Origin of the sequence: Micromonospora sp. WMMD975, assembly GCF_029581215.1 — a bacterium.
Classification (GTDB): Bacteria; Actinomycetota; Actinomycetes; order Mycobacteriales; family Micromonosporaceae; genus Micromonospora.
Genome location: NZ_CP120739.1, coordinates 4,176,677 through 4,192,298, shown reverse-complemented (window position 1 = coordinate 4,192,298; position 15,622 = coordinate 4,176,677). Strand labels below are relative to the sequence as shown.

Sequence of the window (15,622 nt, the reverse complement as noted above, 5' to 3'; positions counted from 1 at the left end):
GGCCCTTGTTAACGGATCCGGTAGAGGAAGGGCCCCCGCTTAACTGGCCCGGTGCGCACCGAGCGAGAACTAACCAAGGGTTGTGCCGGGTGGCCGTTCTGACGCGGTGGGGGAGACATCAGTGAGGTCCGGGAGGCCGCCGCTCTTGAGCCATGCGGCGAACTCGCGGCGCATCTCCAAGGCGCTCGCGGCCCGGACCGCGCTGGCGGAGGCGTCATGCCCGGCTGCCTGAGTTGGCCGGGTGTGTGGCTCGCCGTTCGAGTCGAAATCGGTGGAAGTCATGCGCTGACCCTCTCTCACCACGCCGCGCCGGCGCGTGTCAGTCGACAGCGTGTTCCTGCCGGAAACCGCGAAGGAAGCTCTGCCACGCCTGCCCGTCGAAGAGGAGGACTGGGCCGCTCGCGTCCTTGCTGTCCCGCACGCCGACCCGGCCGGAGAGGTTGTCTGCGACCTCGACACAGTCGCCGGAGCCGTTGCTGCGGGTGCTCTTCCGCCAGGTCACTGCGGCCTGGTTGGTCTCGTCCACCCCGGTCGTCTCCTCAGAGCTGGTTGATCGCCTCCCGGATCAGGTCGCGTGACTCGCGGGCGCCGGCCGCTGTGGCGACCAGATGCTCGAAGACTCGCGTGTATTCCCTGACCTGTTGGCCCTCCAGGTAGAGGCTACCCGCGCGGGTCTCGACGTAGACGACGCCCGGATCGGCCGGCTCCGGGAAGGCGAGCAGGCTGAAGGCGCTACCCATCGAGCCGTACTCACCGGCCGTGAACGTCAGGATCTGTACGGTGTTGCCGGGGCGATCGGCTTCCTCGGCCAGCCGTTCCAACTGCGCCTTGAACGTTGCCGCGCCGCCGACCGGCCGTCGCAGGACGGCTTCGTCCAGCACCACCCACAGGTTCGGCGGCGACTCGTTGGACTGGCGGCGCATCCGCAGCTCGACGCGACGCTCAATCTCGTTGTCGGGCGCGTCCGGATGCTCGGCCCGGACGACCGCGCGGGCGTAGTCGGCGGTCTGGAGCAGGCCCGGGATGAGCTGAGGCTGGAATGCCCGGATCTCTGACGCCTCGGCCTCCAGTCCGACGTAGACCTCGAACCAGTCCGGCAGGACGTCGTCGTATGCCTGCCACCAGCCGCGCTTGCGGGCGTCCCGCGCCACCTGCACGAGCGCATCGATCTCGTCGCCCTCCACGCCGTAGAGGTCGAGAAGGCCCCGCGCGACGGGCGGCATCACGGAGACCTGGGCGTTCTCGATGCGGCTCAGGGCGGACTCAGGTCATGACTGAACGATGGGTGATCCACCTGCCGGTCGTCGTGAACGACCTGCTGACCGCCCAGCGGCTGGCCCGGGTGATCGCACACTGGACGCACGTGCTGCCGCAGACCGAGCCCGGCGGAACCACGGTGTCCCCGGAGGACGACCAGAACGTACGTCACTGGGTCTTCTGCGACCGGCGGGTGGGGGACGGGCAGCGCTGCCGACTCCGGCCCGACCACGACGGTGCGTGCGTACGGCGGTTCCGGGTGCGCTGACCGCCGTCGGTGCGCCACGCCGGGACACCTGACAAATGTCACGGGCGGAAGGTGACGGCCGCGCCAGGGTCCAGGGTGCCCCAGGCCGGAGCATCGTTGGCATGACCGACACCGCACCGGCCGTCGAACTGGCCGGACTCACCAAGACCTTCGGCCCGGTGACCGCCGTCGACGGGCTCAGCCTGCGGATCACCCCCGGTGAGGTGGTCGCCTTCCTCGGCCCCAACGGCGCCGGCAAGACCACCACGGTCGACATGCTGCTCGGGCTGGCCCGCCCGGACGCTGGCACGGTCCGGGTCTTCGGCGGCAGCCCGACCGACGCCGTCCGGCTCGGCCGGGTCGCCGCCGTGATGCAGACCGGCGGCCTGCTCAAGGACCTCACCGTCGCCGAGACGGTACGGATGACCGCGCACTTCTACGGCCACACCCGCCCGGTGACCGAGGTGCTGGAACGCGCCGGCATCGCCGGCATCGCCGACCGGGCGGTGGGCAAGTGCTCCGGCGGCCAGCAGCAGCGGCTGCGGTTCGCGCTGGCGCTGCTGCCCGACCCGGACCTGATGGTGCTGGACGAGCCGACCACAGGGATGGACGTCGAGGGCCGCCGCGACTTCTGGCAGGCGATCCGGGCCGACGCCCGTTCCGGCCGGACCGTGCTGTTCGCCACCCACTACCTGGACGAGGCCGACGCGTACGCGGACCGGATCGTGCTGGTGCGGGCCGGCCGGGTGGTCGCCGACGGCACCACCGCCGAGATCAAGAACCTGGCCGCCGGCCGGATCGTGCGGGCCACCCTGCCCGGCGCCGACCAGGCCGCGCTCGCCGCGCTGCCGGGCGTCCGGTCGGTCGAGGTACGAGGAGACGCGATCCTCGTGCACAGCGAGGACTCCGACGTCGTCGCCCGGCACCTGCTGACCCGGACCGACGCCCGGGACCTGGAGATCACCTCACGCAACCTCGAGGACGCGTTCCTCGCCCTGACCGCCGCCGCCTGACCGGGAGCCCTCGCCATGACCACCACGTCCACCACGTCCACCTCGCCCACGGCCGTCCGGGCCGACCGCCGACCCCCCGCCCTGGGCGGCTTCTCCGCCGCCGTACTCGGCATCGAGATCCGCCGGGTCCTGCGCAACCGCCGCACGCTGATGTTCATCCTGGTCATGCCCGCGGTCTTCTTCCTCCTGTTCGGCCTGCCCTCGCGCGGCGAGAAGCTCGACAACGGCCTGCCGGTCACCGGCTGGATCATGATCAGTCTCGCCGTGTACGCGGCCATGGTGGCCACCACCAGCGCCGGCGCCGCCGTGGCCACCGAGCGGGCGTTGGGGTGGAGCCGGCAGTTGCGGTTGACCCCGCTGCGCCCCGCCGCTTACGTGGCGACGAAGGTGGCCACCGCGATGGTGCTCGGCCTGGCCGGCGTACTCGTGGAGTTCGTGGTCGGCGCCGCCTCCGGCGTCCGGCTGCCGGCGCACGTCTGGGTGGAGTCCGGCCTGACCGCCTGGATCGGCTCGCTCGTCTTCGCCGCGTTCGGCCTGTTCGTCGGCTACCTCGCCCCGGCCGAGAACGTCATGCAGTTCATGGGCCCGGCGCTGGCCATCCTGGCCATGCTCGGCGGCCTGTTCGTCCCGCTCGATCTGCTGCCCGACGTGATGCGGCAGATCGCCAAGTTCACCCCGGTGTACGGGGTCGGTCAGCTCGCCCGCGCGCCGCTGACCGGCACCGGGGTGGACTGGGCGGCGGTCGGCAACGTCGCCGCGTGGACCGCCTTCTTCGGTCTGGGCGCGGCCCGCCTGTTCCGCCGCGACACCACCCGGGTCTGACCGGACGCGGCGGGCACTAGCGTGGTGGGCGTGACGTCGCCGAACGCCCCGGCCCGGCCGGTGAACCGCCGCCACTGGCGGTTCACCGGCTGGCTGCTGGCGGCGGTCTGGCTCTTCTTCCTCAACGTCCCGTTCCTCACCGCGCTGCACCAACCGGAGCTGTGGCGGCGGCTGCTCGGGCTCGGCTCCGTGATCGCCTTCGGCGTGGCGTACGTGCTGGTCTTCGAATGGTCGAGGGCCCGCCGGCAGCGGCACCTCCCGACCCCGGTCGGCCGGGCCCGGTCGCTGATCGCGCTGCTGCTCGCCCTCGGCCTGGTGGGCATCCCCGGCACCGGCGGGGACTGGCTGACCACGCTCGTGTTCGTGGCCGCCGCCGCGGTGTTCCTGCTGCCGCCGGTGGAGTCCCTGGTCGTGGTGGTGCTGGCCGCGGCGACCCCGCCCGTCACCTCACACCTGGTGCCCGGCTGGGAGTCGGAGAGCACTGTCGTCTTCGCGGTGCTGCTCGCCTCGTTCGCCATGTTCGGGGTGAGTCGGCTGGCCCAACGCAACGGCGAACTCCAGGCCGCGCAGCAGGAGATCCACCGGCTCGCGGTGGCCGAGGAACGCGCCCGTACCGCCCGGGACCTGCACGACATCCTCGGTCACTCGCTGACCGTGGTGGCGGTGAAGGCCGAGTTGGCGGGCCGGTTGCTGGAGTTGGACCCGGCGCGGGCGGCCACCGAGATCGCCGACGTGGAGCGGCTCGCCCGGGAGGCGCTCGCCGACGTGCGGGGCACCGTCGGGGCGTACCGCGGGGTGGATCTGGCGTCCGAGTTGGCCGGCGCCCGGTCGGCGCTGGCCGCCGCCGGCGTCGCCGCGGAGCTGCCGGAGACGGTGCCGGCGCTGCCGGCGGACCTGGACGAACTGTTCGGCTGGGCGGTCCGCGAAGGGGTGACGAACGTGGTGCGGCACAGCGGCGCGCGGCGGTGCGTCATCCGGGTGGAGCCGGCGGCGGTGGAGGTACGCGACGACGGCCGGGGGCCCGCCGGTGCGGCACCGACGACCGGGCACGGACTGGTCGGGCTGCGCGAGCGGGCGGACCGCCTCGACGCCACGGTGACCGTCGCCCGGCCGTCCGGTGGGGCCGGATTCCTGCTCCGGGTCACGGCACCGGAGACGACCGGGAGGGTACGCGGGTGACCGAGCCGATCCGGCTGCTGCTCGCCGACGACCAGGCGCTGGTCCGGGGCGCGCTGGCCGCGCTGCTGTCGTTGGAGCCGGACCTCACCGTGGTGGCCGAGGTGAGCCGCGGCGACGAGGTGGTGCCGGAGGCGCTGCGTACCTCGCCCGACGTGGCGCTGCTCGACGTGGAGATGCCCGGGCTGGACGGGGTGGCGGCGACGGCCGCGCTCCGGGCCGCGCTGCCCGGCTGCCGGGTGCTCGTGGTGACCACCTTCGGCCGGCCCGGCTACCTGCGCCGGGCGATGGAGGCGGGCGCGAACGGGTTCGTGGTCAAGGACACCCCGGCCCGGCAGCTCGCCGACGCGGTCCGCCGGGTGCACGCCGGCCTGCGGGTGGTCGACCCGACGCTCGCCGCCGAGACGCTGGCGACCGGGGCGAGCCCGCTCACCGAGCGGGAGACGGAGGTGCTGCGGACGGCCCGGGGCGGCGGCACGGTGGCCGAGTTGGCGGCGACGCTGCACCTGTCCGAGGGCACGGTCCGTAACCATCTGTCGGCGGCCATCGGCAAGACCGGCGCCCGCAACCGCGCCGACGCGGTCCGGTTGGCGGAGGCCAACGGTTGGTTGCTGGGGTGAAAGGCGGGGGCCCCGCTTAACGCATTCGGTAGAGGCGGGGGCCCCGCTTAACCGGCGTCGGTTAAGCGGGGCCCCCGCCTAACCGGGGCGGGGTGGTCAGGGGAGGCGGTCGACGACGACGAAGCTGGTGCCGGGGGCCAGTTCGGCGAGGAGTTGGCGCTGGGCGCTGCGGGTCAGCCGGATGCAGCCGTTCGTGACGTTCTCGCCGAGCGTGTCGTCGTTGTACCAGGTGTGCAGTCCGATGTGGGCGCCGCGCAGCCCGGAGGGCACCGCGTCCGGGTCGTCGGGGATCGCGCCGAGCGCGAAGATGTCGACCCCGCCGTAGACGTCCTCCGGAGGTGGCGTGCGGCCCAGCACGAAGGTGCGGCCGAGCGGGGTGAGCTGGCCGGACATGCCGAGGCTCACCGGCCAGGTGTGTACCGCCCGACCGTCCCGGCGCCAGGTGAGCCGGTGGGTGCGGCGTTCCACCACGATCTGGTCGCGCAGCACCACTGTGGTCCAGCCGCCGGCGGGCAGCCAGGCGATGGTGCGGTTGGCCGAGGGGAGCAGAACAGCGGTCCAGCCGGCCCGGCGCTCGACGATCGGCATGGTCAGCCGGACGTCGCTGATGGTCGGCGCGAGGAATGCCAGCGGCCGGCCGCCCGGCGCGTCGTACGCGGCGATCTTCCGGTTCGGGCGCGCTCCCTCGGGCAGCGGCCCGGTGTCGGCGGTGGCCGGGTCGGCGGGGAAGCCGCGGGGCGCCGGATCGTAGGTGACCACCGGCAGGTCGGCCGGCGCGGGCGCGGCGGGCGGCACGGACTCCGCGGGTGTCGGGCTGGCGGGCGCCGGGGTGGTCGGGCCGGCGACGACGGGTGCGGGCGGCGGGGCGCCGGTCAGCGCGTGGTCGACCAGCAGTGCGGTGGCCAGCAGCAGCGGTACGCCGAGCGCGGCGAACAGCCAGCCGGGCAGCCGCCGCCCGGTTATCCGGTCATAATGCACGAAAACGACTGTAACCGACCTGAGGCCCCCGCGCCGCGAACCGCGGTACGGGGGCCTCCGAGCCGGGTCAGCTCAGCTTCGCCCCGACGTGGATGGCGATCGCGTCGTGCGCGTTCACGGTCGCGGCGAACCAGCCGGCGGAGTCCACGGTGACCACCGGCCCGCTGCACGATCCGTTGCGGAACGTGCCGTGGACGACGTCGCAGTAGCGGCCGGCCGGCAGCCCGGTGTAGTACGACCGGCCGGTCACCGCCGAGTCCTCGTCGTTGAGCGTCAGGTAGCCCTTGCCGGCCCGGCTGAACGCGATGTGCTGGTAGCCGTTGTCGTACCAGTTGGCGACCGCGGCGCCCTCGGTGGCGTTGCGGAAGCCGACCATGTTGGCGATCACCGGCCAGCGGTGCTCGCACTCCCAGCCGGAGTAGCAGGTGGTGTTGGTGATCCGGTTGCTGCCGTCCGAGGGCGGGCCCTGGTCCTTGCTCCCGAACGTGAAGCTCGACATCACCGCCGGGGTGCCGTACGGCCAGGCCAGCATGAACGCGTTGGCCAGGGCGTACTCGCCGCGGTCGCGGTAGGTGAGCACGCCGCCGTCGCGCTGGGTGTCGTGGTTGTCGGTGAAGACCACCGCGGATCCGCTCGGCAGGTAGCCCCAGGACTGGCCGAAGTTCTTCAGGTACGCCAGGCGTTCGCTGTGGAACATCCGGGCCAGGTCCTTGCCGTAGCGGAACTCGTGCACGTCGCCGTTGCCGGTGTACTCGGTCGGCTGCACCGGCTCACCCGCGCCGTAGATGACCTCCTGCACCAGGTAGGCCGAGCGGGACAGCTTGGCCTTGACCGCCGCGATGTCGGCGGCCGGCATGTGCTTGCTGCCGTCCAGCCGGAAGCCGTCCACGCCGAGCGAGAGCAGGTCGTTGAGGTACGCGGCGAGTCGGCCACGGACGTAGTCCGACTCGGTCTTCAGGTCGGCGAGGTTCACCAACTCGCAGTTCTGCACCTCGTACCGGTCGTTGTAGTTGGCGATGTCGTTGGTGCCGTTGCGCCCGCAGTAGTGGAAGTCGGCCGAGGAGTAGGTGCCCGGGTAGTTGTAGTGCCCGTACGACGTGCCGGCCCACCCGGTCCCGCCGTTGTCCTGGCCGGACATGTGGTTGACCACCGCGTCGACGATCACCTTGACGCCGGCGTTGTGGCAGGTGTTCACCATCGACTGGAACTGGGCGCGGGTGCCCTTGCGGGATTCGATCCGGTAGCTGACCGGCTGGTAGGACACCCACCACGGGCTGCCGTTGACGTGCTCCTGCGGTGGGGACACCTGGACGTAGCCGTAGCCGGCGGGGCCGAGCGTGCTCGTGCACTCGCTGGCCACCGAGGTCCAGTTCCACTCGAAGAGCTGGACGATGACCTTCTTGCTACCGGCGGGGGCGGCGGCGGCCGGGGGTGCCGCCACGGTGATCGGGACGAGCAGGCTCGCGGCCACGCCCAGGGCGAGCGCCGTGGCGCGGCATCGGCGTCGATGCATCAGGACTCCTACGGGGGTACGGGGGAGTGGGAGTGGAGCCCGGGGAGGGCGTCGGTGCCGACTTCTTGCAGCCGGCGCTGAAATTTTCCGCAAGGTTACAAGCGTGTTGCAAGAAATGTCAATGCATGGGCATCCGTCGTTGCGTTCGGCGCTACACGCGCGTCCGGTCGGGACGGTTCGAGGAAGAGGTCGAGAAATTCGCCACCGGAGGTGATCCGTCCGGGCCGTCGCTCCGTACCTGAGTGGGGAGCAGGGTCGGCCGGTGGGGGCGCCGCCGCGAGACGATCGAGGAGCAGATGGGCCGGGCACAGCAGAACGAGAAGTCGACGACCGTCCGGACCACCACCAGCAGCCGTGGTGTCCGGACCATGTCGAAGTCCGCGATGGTGGCACTCGGCGCCTCCGCATTCGGCCTCCTGTGGGCGGGTGTGGAGCTGGCCGGCGCCGGCGGCGTCATGTACTCGTACGGATTCTTCTTCACCGAGTTCTTCGCCGGGGTGGTCGCCCTGGTCTCGCTCAGCCTCACCGTGATGCTGGGGCTGCTCGCCACGGACCGGCTGGTGCTGCTCATCCGGCACCGGGTGCTGCTCCAGTCGGCGCACCGCGCCACCGGCGTGCTCGGCGTGGCGGGGCTGGTGTTCCACGTCATCACCAAGATCGCGATCGGCCGGGCTGGTCCGACCGACGCCGTGGTGCCGTTCGTCGGCGGCAACGGCCTCTACGTCGGGCTGGGCACCGTCGCCGCGCTGCTGATGGTCGGCGTGCTCTGGACCGGCCTGATCCGGGTCCGGTTCGCCGGCGTCGGTCCGAAGTGGTTCTGGCGCTCACTGCACTCGATGGCGTACGTGTCCTGGCCGTTCGCGCTCTTCCACGGGCTCAACGCCGGCCGGGCCGCGAAGAGCTGGGTGGTGCTCAGCTACCTCGTGTGCGTGCTGCTCGTGCTGGTGGCGCTGCTGGTGCGCCTCTCCGTCCACCTCGGCAAGCGCAGCCGCGAACAGCACCAGGCCGCCGCGCTGAACAAGGCGATGGCCGGCAAGGGCGAGGAGCGTACCGGCGTGTTCGCGGCGCTGACCCGCAAGAAGGCCGCCGGCAAGGAGGAGAGCGGCGCGAACAAGGGCCGCTGGGCCGAGGCCACCGCCACCTGGACCGCGCCGGCCGGCACCGCCCGGCAGCGCGACCCCGAGCGCTTCGCCGTGCCCGTGGTGCCGGAGCCCGGGTCGCTGCGCGAGCCGGTCCGCGCCGCCGCCGCCCGGCGACGCAGCGAGGAGCCGGCCGAGCCGGCCCGCCGCGCCCGGACCCAGGAGGCCCCGGCCGCGCGGCGCACCTCCCGCCGCCGCGACGACGAACGAGTGCCCACCACCCGGGTACGCGACGACGAGCGCGAGCCGGCGCGCCGGAGCCGGGACTCCGAGCGGGTGTCCGCCGTCCGGCGGAACACCGAGGAGCTGGAACCGGTCGGCCGGCGGGACGAGGAACGGTCCCGCCGTCGCCGCCGCGACACCGAGGAGCGGGTCAGCCGCCGGTCCCGGGCCGACGAGGACATGGCCGCGCAGTACTCCGCGCCGCCGGAGAGTGGTGGCCGGCACTCCGCCCCGCCGGACACCGGTGGCCGCCACTCCGCGCCGCCGGACAGCAGCCGGTACGCCACCGCGGCCGAGGTGGCCCGCTACTCCGCGCCGCCGCGCCCGAGCGGAGAGGCGGAGGAGCCGTGGGACAGCCCGCGCCGCTGGGCGAGCGAGCCGATCTCGGCCGGTCCCGTCTCGGCCGGTCCGATCTCCGGCACCCCGATCTCGGCCGAGCCTCGCAGCGGCACCGGCCGGCGCTACCGGGACGAGGAGGACGTGCCGGAGGAGCCGGACTACTGGCGTCCGCCGGCCCGCTACGCCGCCGACGACGACGCGTTCGTCGACGACACTCCCACGCTCGTCGACCTCGCCTCCCGCCGGGCCATGCGCGCCACCAAGGAGACCCGCTCCGGCCGCCGCAAGAAGGCCGACGCGGACGCCGTCGACGGTGCGTACTGGGCCGGGCTGCGGGGTGAGGCCCGGTGATGCGGACGACCGTCCCGCCGGTCGCCTGCGTCGGGGAGCCCCGGCTCACCGCCGGGTTCTCCGAGTTCGGCCGGCTCGACCTGCTCGCGCACGAGGAGGTGCACGGCCCGATCGGCCCGATGGAGCCGGCCGCGTTGCTCCGGCTCGCCGAGGCCATCGACCTCAAGGGCAAGGGCGGGGCGGGCTTCCCGTTCGCCCGCAAGCTGCGCGCGGTGCTCGAGTCCTGCGAGCGGCAGGATCTCGCCGCCGTGGTGGTGGTCAACGCCACCGAGGGCGAGCCGGCCAGCTGGAAGGACAAGGTGCTGCTCACCCGGGCCCCGCACCTCATCCTGGACGGCGCCGCGCTCGCCGCGTTCGCGCTCGACGCCGAGGAGATCGTGATCGGGGTGGCCGACGACGACGTGGGCCGGCCCTCGCTGACCGAGGCGTTGCAGGAACGGCGGATGCCGGTGCCGACCACCATCGTCACCGTGCCGCACCGGTTCATCTCCGGCGAGGGCGGCGCGCTCGTCAACGGCATCAACGGGTTGCCGCACATCCCGCCCGGCACCAAGAAGCGGTCAAGCGACTCCGGCGTCAACGGGCTGCCCACCCTGCTCTCCAACGCCGAGACGTACTCCCAGCTCGCCATCGCCGCCCGGATCGGCCCGTACGAGTACGCGGCGCTCGGCACCGACGACGAGCCGGGCACCGTGCTGCTCACCGTCACCGGATCGGCGAAACGGCCGGCCGTGGTGGAGTGCGCCGCCGGCACCCCACTGCGCGAGATCCTCGACCTGTGCGAGGTGCCGCCCGGGCCGGGCATCCTGATGGGCGGCTACCACGGCAAGTGGATCACCGCCGAGGCGGCCGACCGGGCCGAGGTCTCCCGCAAGGGCCTCACCGCGGTCGGCGGCACGCTCGGCGCCGGCATCATCGTGCCGCTCGGCGCCGACACCTGCCCGCTCGGCGAGGCCGCCCAGGTGGTCCGCTACCTGGCCGGCGAGTCCGCCGGGCAGTGCGGCCCGTGCAAGATGGGCCTGCCCGACCTGGCCCGCTCCGTCGACCTCGCGGTCTCCGGCAGCGCGCCGATCGAGCTGGTCCGGGCCGCGGCCGGCGACGTCAAGGGCCGCGGCGCGTGCAGCCACCCGGACGGCACGGCCCGGTTCGCGTTGTCCGCCATGGAGGTGTTCGCCGACGACCTGCGGCTGCACGCCACCGGCGAGGGCTGCGGCAAGCGGGTCAAGGGCGTGATGGGTCTGCCCGGCTCGCCCGACGGCAACCCGCAGAAACTCACCCTGGACTGGTCCCGCTGCGACGGCCACGGGCTCTGCGCGCACGTGGTGCCGGACTTCATCCGGCTCGACGGCAACGGCTACCCGGCCTTCCCACCCACCCCGGTGCCGACGTGGCTGCGCGAGGGCGCGCTCAAGGCGGTCAAGGTCTGTCCCGAACTCGCGCTCCGGCTGGTCAAGTCCGACTAGCCGGCCACTCCAGGAGCCGCCGATGCCACCCCGTACCGTCCGACACCTCGGCGCCGCCACCGTGCTGGCCGCCACGCTCGCCGGCACGGCGGCCTGCGCGGTCGGCCCGGCCCGGACCGCCGCGCCGGTGGACGCGGTGGCCGCCGCGCCCTCCGCCGCCCCGACCACCACCGCGTCGCCGACCACGCCGGTGGTGCCGGCCGCGGTGCCGAAGACGTTGTCGTTCGGCGGAAAGACCCTCGACGGTACGGCGTTCTCCGCCGCCGCCCTCGCCGGACGGCCGGTCGTGCTCTGGTTCTGGGCGCCCTGGTGCGCCACCTGCGCCAGCCAGGCGTGGACCGTCGCCGAGATCGCCCCGAAGTACCGGGACACCGTGCCGATCGTCGGCGTCGCCGGGTTGGGCGAGCAGAAGGCGATGAAGGAGTTCGTCACCGAGTTCGACCTGGCCGGAACCCCGCAACTCGACGACCGGGCCGGCGCGGTGTGGCGCCGGTTCAAGGTGGTCGAGCAGAGCACGTTCGTGGTCCTCGACCGGGACGGCAAAGTGGTCCACCAGGGCTTCCTGGACGGCGACGCGCTGACCCGGCAGGTCGAGACGCTGGCCCGGGGATGACCGGCGCGCTGCTGCTCGCGCTGACCGCCGGCATGCTCGGCGCGGTCAACCCGTGCGGCTTCGCGATGCTGCCCGCGTACCTGTCGCTGCTTGTCGCCGGCCCCGGCGACGGACGCGGCGCGGTCGGCCGGGCGCTCACCGCGACGGCCGGCCTGACCCTCGGGTACGCGCTCGTCTTCGGCGCGTTCGGGCTGGCCGTGGCGCCGGCCGCCGACTGGCTGCGCCCCCGGCTGCCCTGGCTGACCGTCACCCTCGGCGTGCTGCTGGCGCTGGCCGGCGTCTGGCTGCTCGCCGGCCGGCGGCTGCCCGCGCCGCGACCGTTCACCACCGCGCCCCGGCTCACCCGCACCTGGCCGTCCATGACGCTGTTCGGCGCCGCGTACGCGCTCACGTCGCTCACCTGCGCGATCGCGCCGTTCCTGGCGATCGTGGTGACAAGCCTGCGGGCCGGTTCACCGCTGCGCGGGCTGGCGCTGTTCGGCGCGTACGCCCTCGGGATGGCCCTGGTGGTCGGCGTGGCCGCGCTCGCGGTGGCGTTGCTGCGCGGCCGGGTGGTGGCCCGGCTGCGCGGCGCCGGCGCGTGGGTGCCGCGCCTGAGCGGGCTGGTGCTGCTGGTCGCCGGCGGCTACGTCGCCTGGTACGGCTGGTACGAGGTGCGGCTGGCCCTGGGCCGGCACGACGCCTTCGGCGACCCGGTGGTGGTGGCCGCCGCCGCCGTCCAGCAGACGCTGGTACGCACGCTCGACTCCGCCGGCCCCGCCCTGCTGGCCGCGCTCGCGCTCGCGCTGCTCGCGCTGGGCGTGGTGGTAAGGAGGGGCCCCCGCTTAACGCATTCGGTAGAGGCGGGGGCCCCGCTTAACAGCGAGGCCCCCGCGAGTAGCGCGGCTTCCGCGAGCGGCGCGGCTCCGGCGCGTGCGGTGATCAGCGGGTCGGAGTGAGGCGGTCGGTGCCGAGCTTGTCGCGCAGCACCTCCGGCACCACCACCGAGCCGTCAGGCTGCTGGCACTGCTCCAGAATCGCCGGGAACAGGCGACTGGTGGCCAGCGCCGACCCGTTGAGGGTGTGCACGAACCGCGTCTGCTTGCCGCCCGGCTCCCGGTAGCGGATGGCCGCCCGGCGGGCCTGGTAGTCGCCGGCCCAGGAGACCGACGACACCTCCTTGTATTTCCCGGTGCTCGGCATCCAGACCTCGACGTCGAGCGTCTTCTTCATCGAGGCGCTGGCGTCGTCGGCCGCCAGCAGGCTGGTCTGGAAGTGCAGGCCGAGCGCGTCGACCAGGCCCTCGACGTGGCCCACCATCGCCTCCAGCGCGGCGTCCGCCTGCTCCGGCAGCGTGAACTGGAAGATCTCCACCTTGTTGAACTGGTGGCCGCGCACCGTGCCCCGCTCGTCGGAGTGCGAGCCGGCCGCCTCACGCCGGTAGCAGGGCGTGTAGGCGAACGCCTTCAACGGCAGCTTCGACGTCTCCAGGATCTCGTCCTGGTAGGCGCCGAGGATCGCCGTCTCCGCCGTGGGCAGCAGGAACTGGCCGCGCGGGGCGGACTGCCGGTCCAGGTGGTAGACGTCGTCGTAGAACTTCGGGAACTGCCCGGCGGCGAAACCGGCGGTGTCCAGCAGCAGGTGCGGCGGGAGCAGGAATTCGTATCCGGCGTGGACGTTCCGCTCGATCAGCCAGTTGACGAGCGCCCACTCCAGGCGGGCGCCCAGGCCGGTGTACATCCAGAAGCCGGAGCCGCCGAGCTTCACGCCCCGCTCGTGGTCGACCAGGCCGAGCGCGCGGCTCAACTCCACGTGGTCGCGGACCTTCTCGATGGCCGGCGCCGCGCCGAACGTCCGTACCACCCGGTTGGCCTCCTTGCCGCCGGCGACGACGTCGTCGGCGGGCAGGTTGGGCAGCTCGCTCATCGCCGAGCGCAGCCGGGACTGCACCTCGTCGAGCTGGGACTCCAGCTCCGCGAGCTGCTTGCGCTCGGCCTCCGGGGCGACCGGCTGTGGCGTGGCGCCGGACCGTTTCGCCTCCGCGTACGCGCGCGCCTCGGCCTTGCGGCGCTGCCGCTCGGCGTCGATCTCCGTGATCAGGGCGCGTCGCTCCTGGTCGAGCCGCTGGACGTCGTCAAGCGCCCGGGTGACCTCGGCGGGATCCAGACGCTTCGCCAGCGCGGTCGCCACCGCCTCGCGATCCTTCCGGATCAACTCCATGTCGAGCATGCTGCTCGTACGCCTCCGTCCAGGCAGTCAGGTGGGACCCCAAGATGCTACCGTCGCCGCCCCGCCGACCCGGGCCGGGCTCTCCACCGCTCGCCTGGTTGGTCGCCTTCCGGTCACTGCGCGTCATGGGGCGCCGATGACGGCCCGATGTTGCTCTGTGTGATGGACGTTCGTCTGCGTTCTCGTTTGTGCAAGTTGACGCGTGCCCCTTGAACTGGTCAACCTCAAGGATCCGCCATCCGTCCGGCATGCCCCCGTTCTGCCTTTGCTCTGCAGCCATCCAGGCAGCGGTAAACTATCCGTCGCCTGGTGCGCGGGTGGCTGCAGAGCAAAGGGAACCGCGGGTGGTCGGTGGGCGACGAGCCGACGTAACGGACGGTGATCGACCGTCGGCCCTGGTGCCCGCGGCGTTCAGAGGCGCACCGGCATGAGGACGGAGAACGCGCGCGCGTCGTCGGCCCGGCGCACCGCCAGCGGCGTGATCGGCCCGTCCAGCTCCAGCACGAGCTGGCTGCCACCGGCGTCGAGCGCGTCGAGCAGGTACTCCCGGTTCAGCCCGACCCGCAGCCCACCGCCCGCGCCGCCCGCGCCACCGCCCGCGCCACCGCCCGCGCCGCCCGCGCCACCGCCCGCGCCGCCCGCGCCGCCCGCGCCACCGCCCGCGCCGCCCGCGCCGCCCGCGCCACCGTCGGGGGCGGCGGGGTCGACCAGCCGCAGCTCACCCCGGCCGTCCAGGCCGAGCGCGACCACCTCGTGCGCGACGCCGTCGTGCGTGCGGTGACACACCCGAACGCCGTCGGCGAGGAGCGCCGTACGCAACGCCGCGCCGTCCACCGGGATGCGGTACGCGGGGGCGTCGACGAGCTGTGCGCGCAGCAGCCGGCGGTAGTCCGGGAAGTCGTACGGCAGCGGGGCGGCGGTCAGCGTACGGTCGGCGACGGAGAACGTCACCCGGTCCGCGACGACGGCTTCCACGGTGGCCGCGTCGGTGTCCAGCAACGCGCGCAGCTCGTCCACGGCGGCCACCGGCAGCAACGCGCCCACCGGCGGGCCGTCGACCGTGGCGTCGACCCGGGCCACCGCCAGCCGGTGCCGGTCGGTGGCGATCAGGTGTACGCCGTCCGGCTCGACCGTCAGCAGCACGCCGCTCAGGGCCGGCAGCTCCGGGTCGGCGCCGACGGCGAAGCGTACCGCGGCGACGGCGGCGGTCAGGTCGGTGCGGGACAGCACGAGGCGGGTGGTCACGACGGTCTCCTCCGGGTCGATCAGGCTACGGATCCGGGAGAGTTCGCGGCGCGCGTCGGTGAGGCCGTCCTCCAGCCGGCGCAGGTGCGCGTCCAGCAGGCGGTGCACCTCGGCCGGACGGTGCCGGTGCCGCAGCGCCTCCGCGATGCCGGCCAGCGGCATGCCGACGCGGCGCAGCCCGGCCACCAGGCGGGCCGGAGCCACCTGGTCCCCGGTGTACCAGCGGTAGCCGGTCACCGGGTCCACCCGGGCCGGCGGCAGCACGCCGCAGCGGTCGTAGAACCGCAGCGCGCTCACCGTCAACCCGCTGGCCCGGGCCAGCTCACCGATGCTGCGAAGCTCGCTCTCCACGGCGGTCATCCTGTGCCCTCCACCAGGTCGAGGGTCAACGTCCCGAGGTGTTAAGCGGGGGCCCC

The 15,622-nt window shown here is 73.4% G+C and carries 15 protein-coding genes; 9 read left to right on the top strand and 6 right to left on the bottom strand.

The features are described 5' to 3' along the window. Window positions 1-319: 319 nt before the first annotated feature. The gene (locus O7613_RS18155; RefSeq protein WP_282289391.1) at window positions 320-526 is read right to left on the bottom strand and encodes a DUF397 domain-containing protein; all 207 of its coding nucleotides are present in this window, start codon (window positions 524-526) and stop codon (window positions 320-322) included. A gap of 13 nt (window positions 527-539) precedes the next feature. Next, window positions 540-1,256: a DUF5753 domain-containing protein gene (locus tag O7613_RS18150; RefSeq protein WP_282294567.1), complete on the bottom strand. Its 717-nt coding sequence runs from the start codon at window positions 1,254-1,256 to the stop codon at window positions 540-542. 14 nt (window positions 1,257-1,270) lie between these two features. On the opposite strand from O7613_RS18150, the gene O7613_RS18145 reads away from it, so the two are divergent. The 5 genes from O7613_RS18145 (at window position 1,271) to O7613_RS18125 (ending at window position 5,135) form a co-directional block, all read left to right on the top strand. Beyond that, window positions 1,271-1,525: a hypothetical protein gene (locus O7613_RS18145; protein WP_282289390.1), complete on the top strand. Its 255-nt coding sequence runs from the start codon at window positions 1,271-1,273 to the stop codon at window positions 1,523-1,525. 101 nt (window positions 1,526-1,626) lie between these two features. Next, window positions 1,627-2,517, top strand: coding sequence for an ABC transporter ATP-binding protein (locus O7613_RS18140; RefSeq protein ID WP_281587228.1), 891 nt, complete (start codon window positions 1,627-1,629; stop codon window positions 2,515-2,517). 15 nt (window positions 2,518-2,532) lie between these two features. Then, window positions 2,533-3,339 carry an ABC transporter permease gene (locus tag O7613_RS18135; RefSeq protein ID WP_282289389.1) on the top strand — a complete coding sequence of 269 codons (807 nt, stop codon included), beginning with the start codon at window positions 2,533-2,535 and terminating at the stop codon, window positions 3,337-3,339. Between the two features lie 30 nt (window positions 3,340-3,369). Then, complete coding sequence (locus O7613_RS18130) at window positions 3,370-4,518, top strand: sensor histidine kinase (RefSeq protein WP_282289388.1); 1,149 nt, start codon at window positions 3,370-3,372, stop codon at window positions 4,516-4,518. Next, entirely contained in the window at window positions 4,515-5,135 is a 621-nt protein-coding gene (locus O7613_RS18125; protein ID WP_281587231.1) for a response regulator transcription factor, read from the top strand. The genes O7613_RS18130 and O7613_RS18125 overlap by 4 nt, the downstream gene beginning before the upstream one ends. 96 nt (window positions 5,136-5,231) lie before the next feature. Here the strand turns inward: O7613_RS18125 and O7613_RS18120 are convergent, their stop codons facing one another. Together O7613_RS18120 and O7613_RS18115 are read right to left on the bottom strand one after the other, a co-directional pair. After that, the gene (locus O7613_RS18120) at window positions 5,232-6,113 is read right to left on the bottom strand and encodes a L,D-transpeptidase (RefSeq protein ID WP_282289387.1); all 882 of its coding nucleotides are present in this window, start codon (window positions 6,111-6,113) and stop codon (window positions 5,232-5,234) included. 67 nt (window positions 6,114-6,180) lie between these two features. Then, a complete protein-coding gene (locus O7613_RS18115) occupies window positions 6,181-7,626 on the bottom strand; it encodes an alpha-amylase family glycosyl hydrolase (protein WP_282289386.1) in 1,446 nt (481 codons plus the stop codon). Window positions 7,627-7,868: 242 nt separating this feature from the next. Between O7613_RS18115 and O7613_RS18110 the strand changes: the two genes are divergently transcribed. Genes O7613_RS18110 through O7613_RS18095 form a run of 4 tightly spaced genes read left to right on the top strand, consistent with a single transcriptional unit; the run spans window position 7,869 to window position 12,691 of the window. After that, window positions 7,869-9,677, top strand: coding sequence for a hypothetical protein (locus tag O7613_RS18110; protein WP_281587234.1), 1,809 nt, complete (start codon window positions 7,869-7,871; stop codon window positions 9,675-9,677). Then, the gene (locus O7613_RS18105; RefSeq protein ID WP_281587235.1) at window positions 9,674-11,140 is read left to right on the top strand and encodes an NADH-quinone oxidoreductase subunit NuoF family protein; all 1,467 of its coding nucleotides are present in this window, start codon (window positions 9,674-9,676) and stop codon (window positions 11,138-11,140) included. The genes O7613_RS18110 and O7613_RS18105 overlap by 4 nt, the downstream gene beginning before the upstream one ends. A gap of 22 nt (window positions 11,141-11,162) precedes the next feature. Further along, window positions 11,163-11,753, top strand: coding sequence for a redoxin domain-containing protein (locus O7613_RS18100; RefSeq protein ID WP_282289385.1), 591 nt, complete (start codon window positions 11,163-11,165; stop codon window positions 11,751-11,753). Beyond that, window positions 11,750-12,691, top strand: a complete 942-nt coding sequence (locus O7613_RS18095) for a cytochrome c biogenesis CcdA family protein (RefSeq protein ID WP_281587237.1) — start codon at window positions 11,750-11,752, stop codon at window positions 12,689-12,691. Before O7613_RS18100 ends, O7613_RS18095 begins: the two co-directional genes overlap by 4 nt. Here O7613_RS18095 and serS read toward each other — a convergent pair. Both serS and O7613_RS18085 read right to left on the bottom strand, forming a co-directional pair. Further along, entirely contained in the window at window positions 12,675-13,961 is a 1,287-nt protein-coding gene (gene serS / locus O7613_RS18090; protein WP_281587238.1) for a serine--tRNA ligase, read from the bottom strand. The genes O7613_RS18095 and serS overlap by 17 nt on opposite strands. A gap of 411 nt (window positions 13,962-14,372) precedes the next feature. After that, on the bottom strand, window positions 14,373-15,566 hold the full coding sequence (locus O7613_RS18085; protein WP_282289384.1) for a MerR family transcriptional regulator: 1,194 nt from the start codon (window positions 15,564-15,566) through the stop codon (window positions 14,373-14,375). Between the last annotated feature and the right edge of the window lie 56 nt (window positions 15,567-15,622).

Excerpts from the sequence above, each read along its gene's own strand:
- O7613_RS18145 (WP_282289390.1), top strand. The coding sequence starts at position 1,271 with ATGACTGAACGATGGGTGATCCACCTGCCGGTCGTCGTGAACGACCTG.
- O7613_RS18140 (WP_281587228.1), top strand. The coding sequence starts at position 1,627 with ATGACCGACACCGCACCGGCCGTCGAACTGGCCGGACTCACCAAGACC.
- O7613_RS18135 (WP_282289389.1), top strand. The coding sequence starts at position 2,533 with ATGACCACCACGTCCACCACGTCCACCTCGCCCACGGCCGTCCGGGCC.
- O7613_RS18115 (WP_282289386.1), bottom strand. The coding sequence starts at position 7,626 with ATGCATCGACGCCGATGCCGCGCCACGGCGCTCGCCCTGGGCGTGGCC.
- O7613_RS18100 (WP_282289385.1), top strand. The coding sequence starts at position 11,163 with ATGCCACCCCGTACCGTCCGACACCTCGGCGCCGCCACCGTGCTGGCC.
- O7613_RS18095 (WP_281587237.1), top strand. The coding sequence starts at position 11,750 with ATGACCGGCGCGCTGCTGCTCGCGCTGACCGCCGGCATGCTCGGCGCG.
- serS (WP_281587238.1), bottom strand. The coding sequence starts at position 13,961 with ATGCTCGACATGGAGTTGATCCGGAAGGATCGCGAGGCGGTGGCGACC.
- O7613_RS18085 (WP_282289384.1), bottom strand. The coding sequence starts at position 15,566 with ATGACCGCCGTGGAGAGCGAGCTTCGCAGCATCGGTGAGCTGGCCCGG.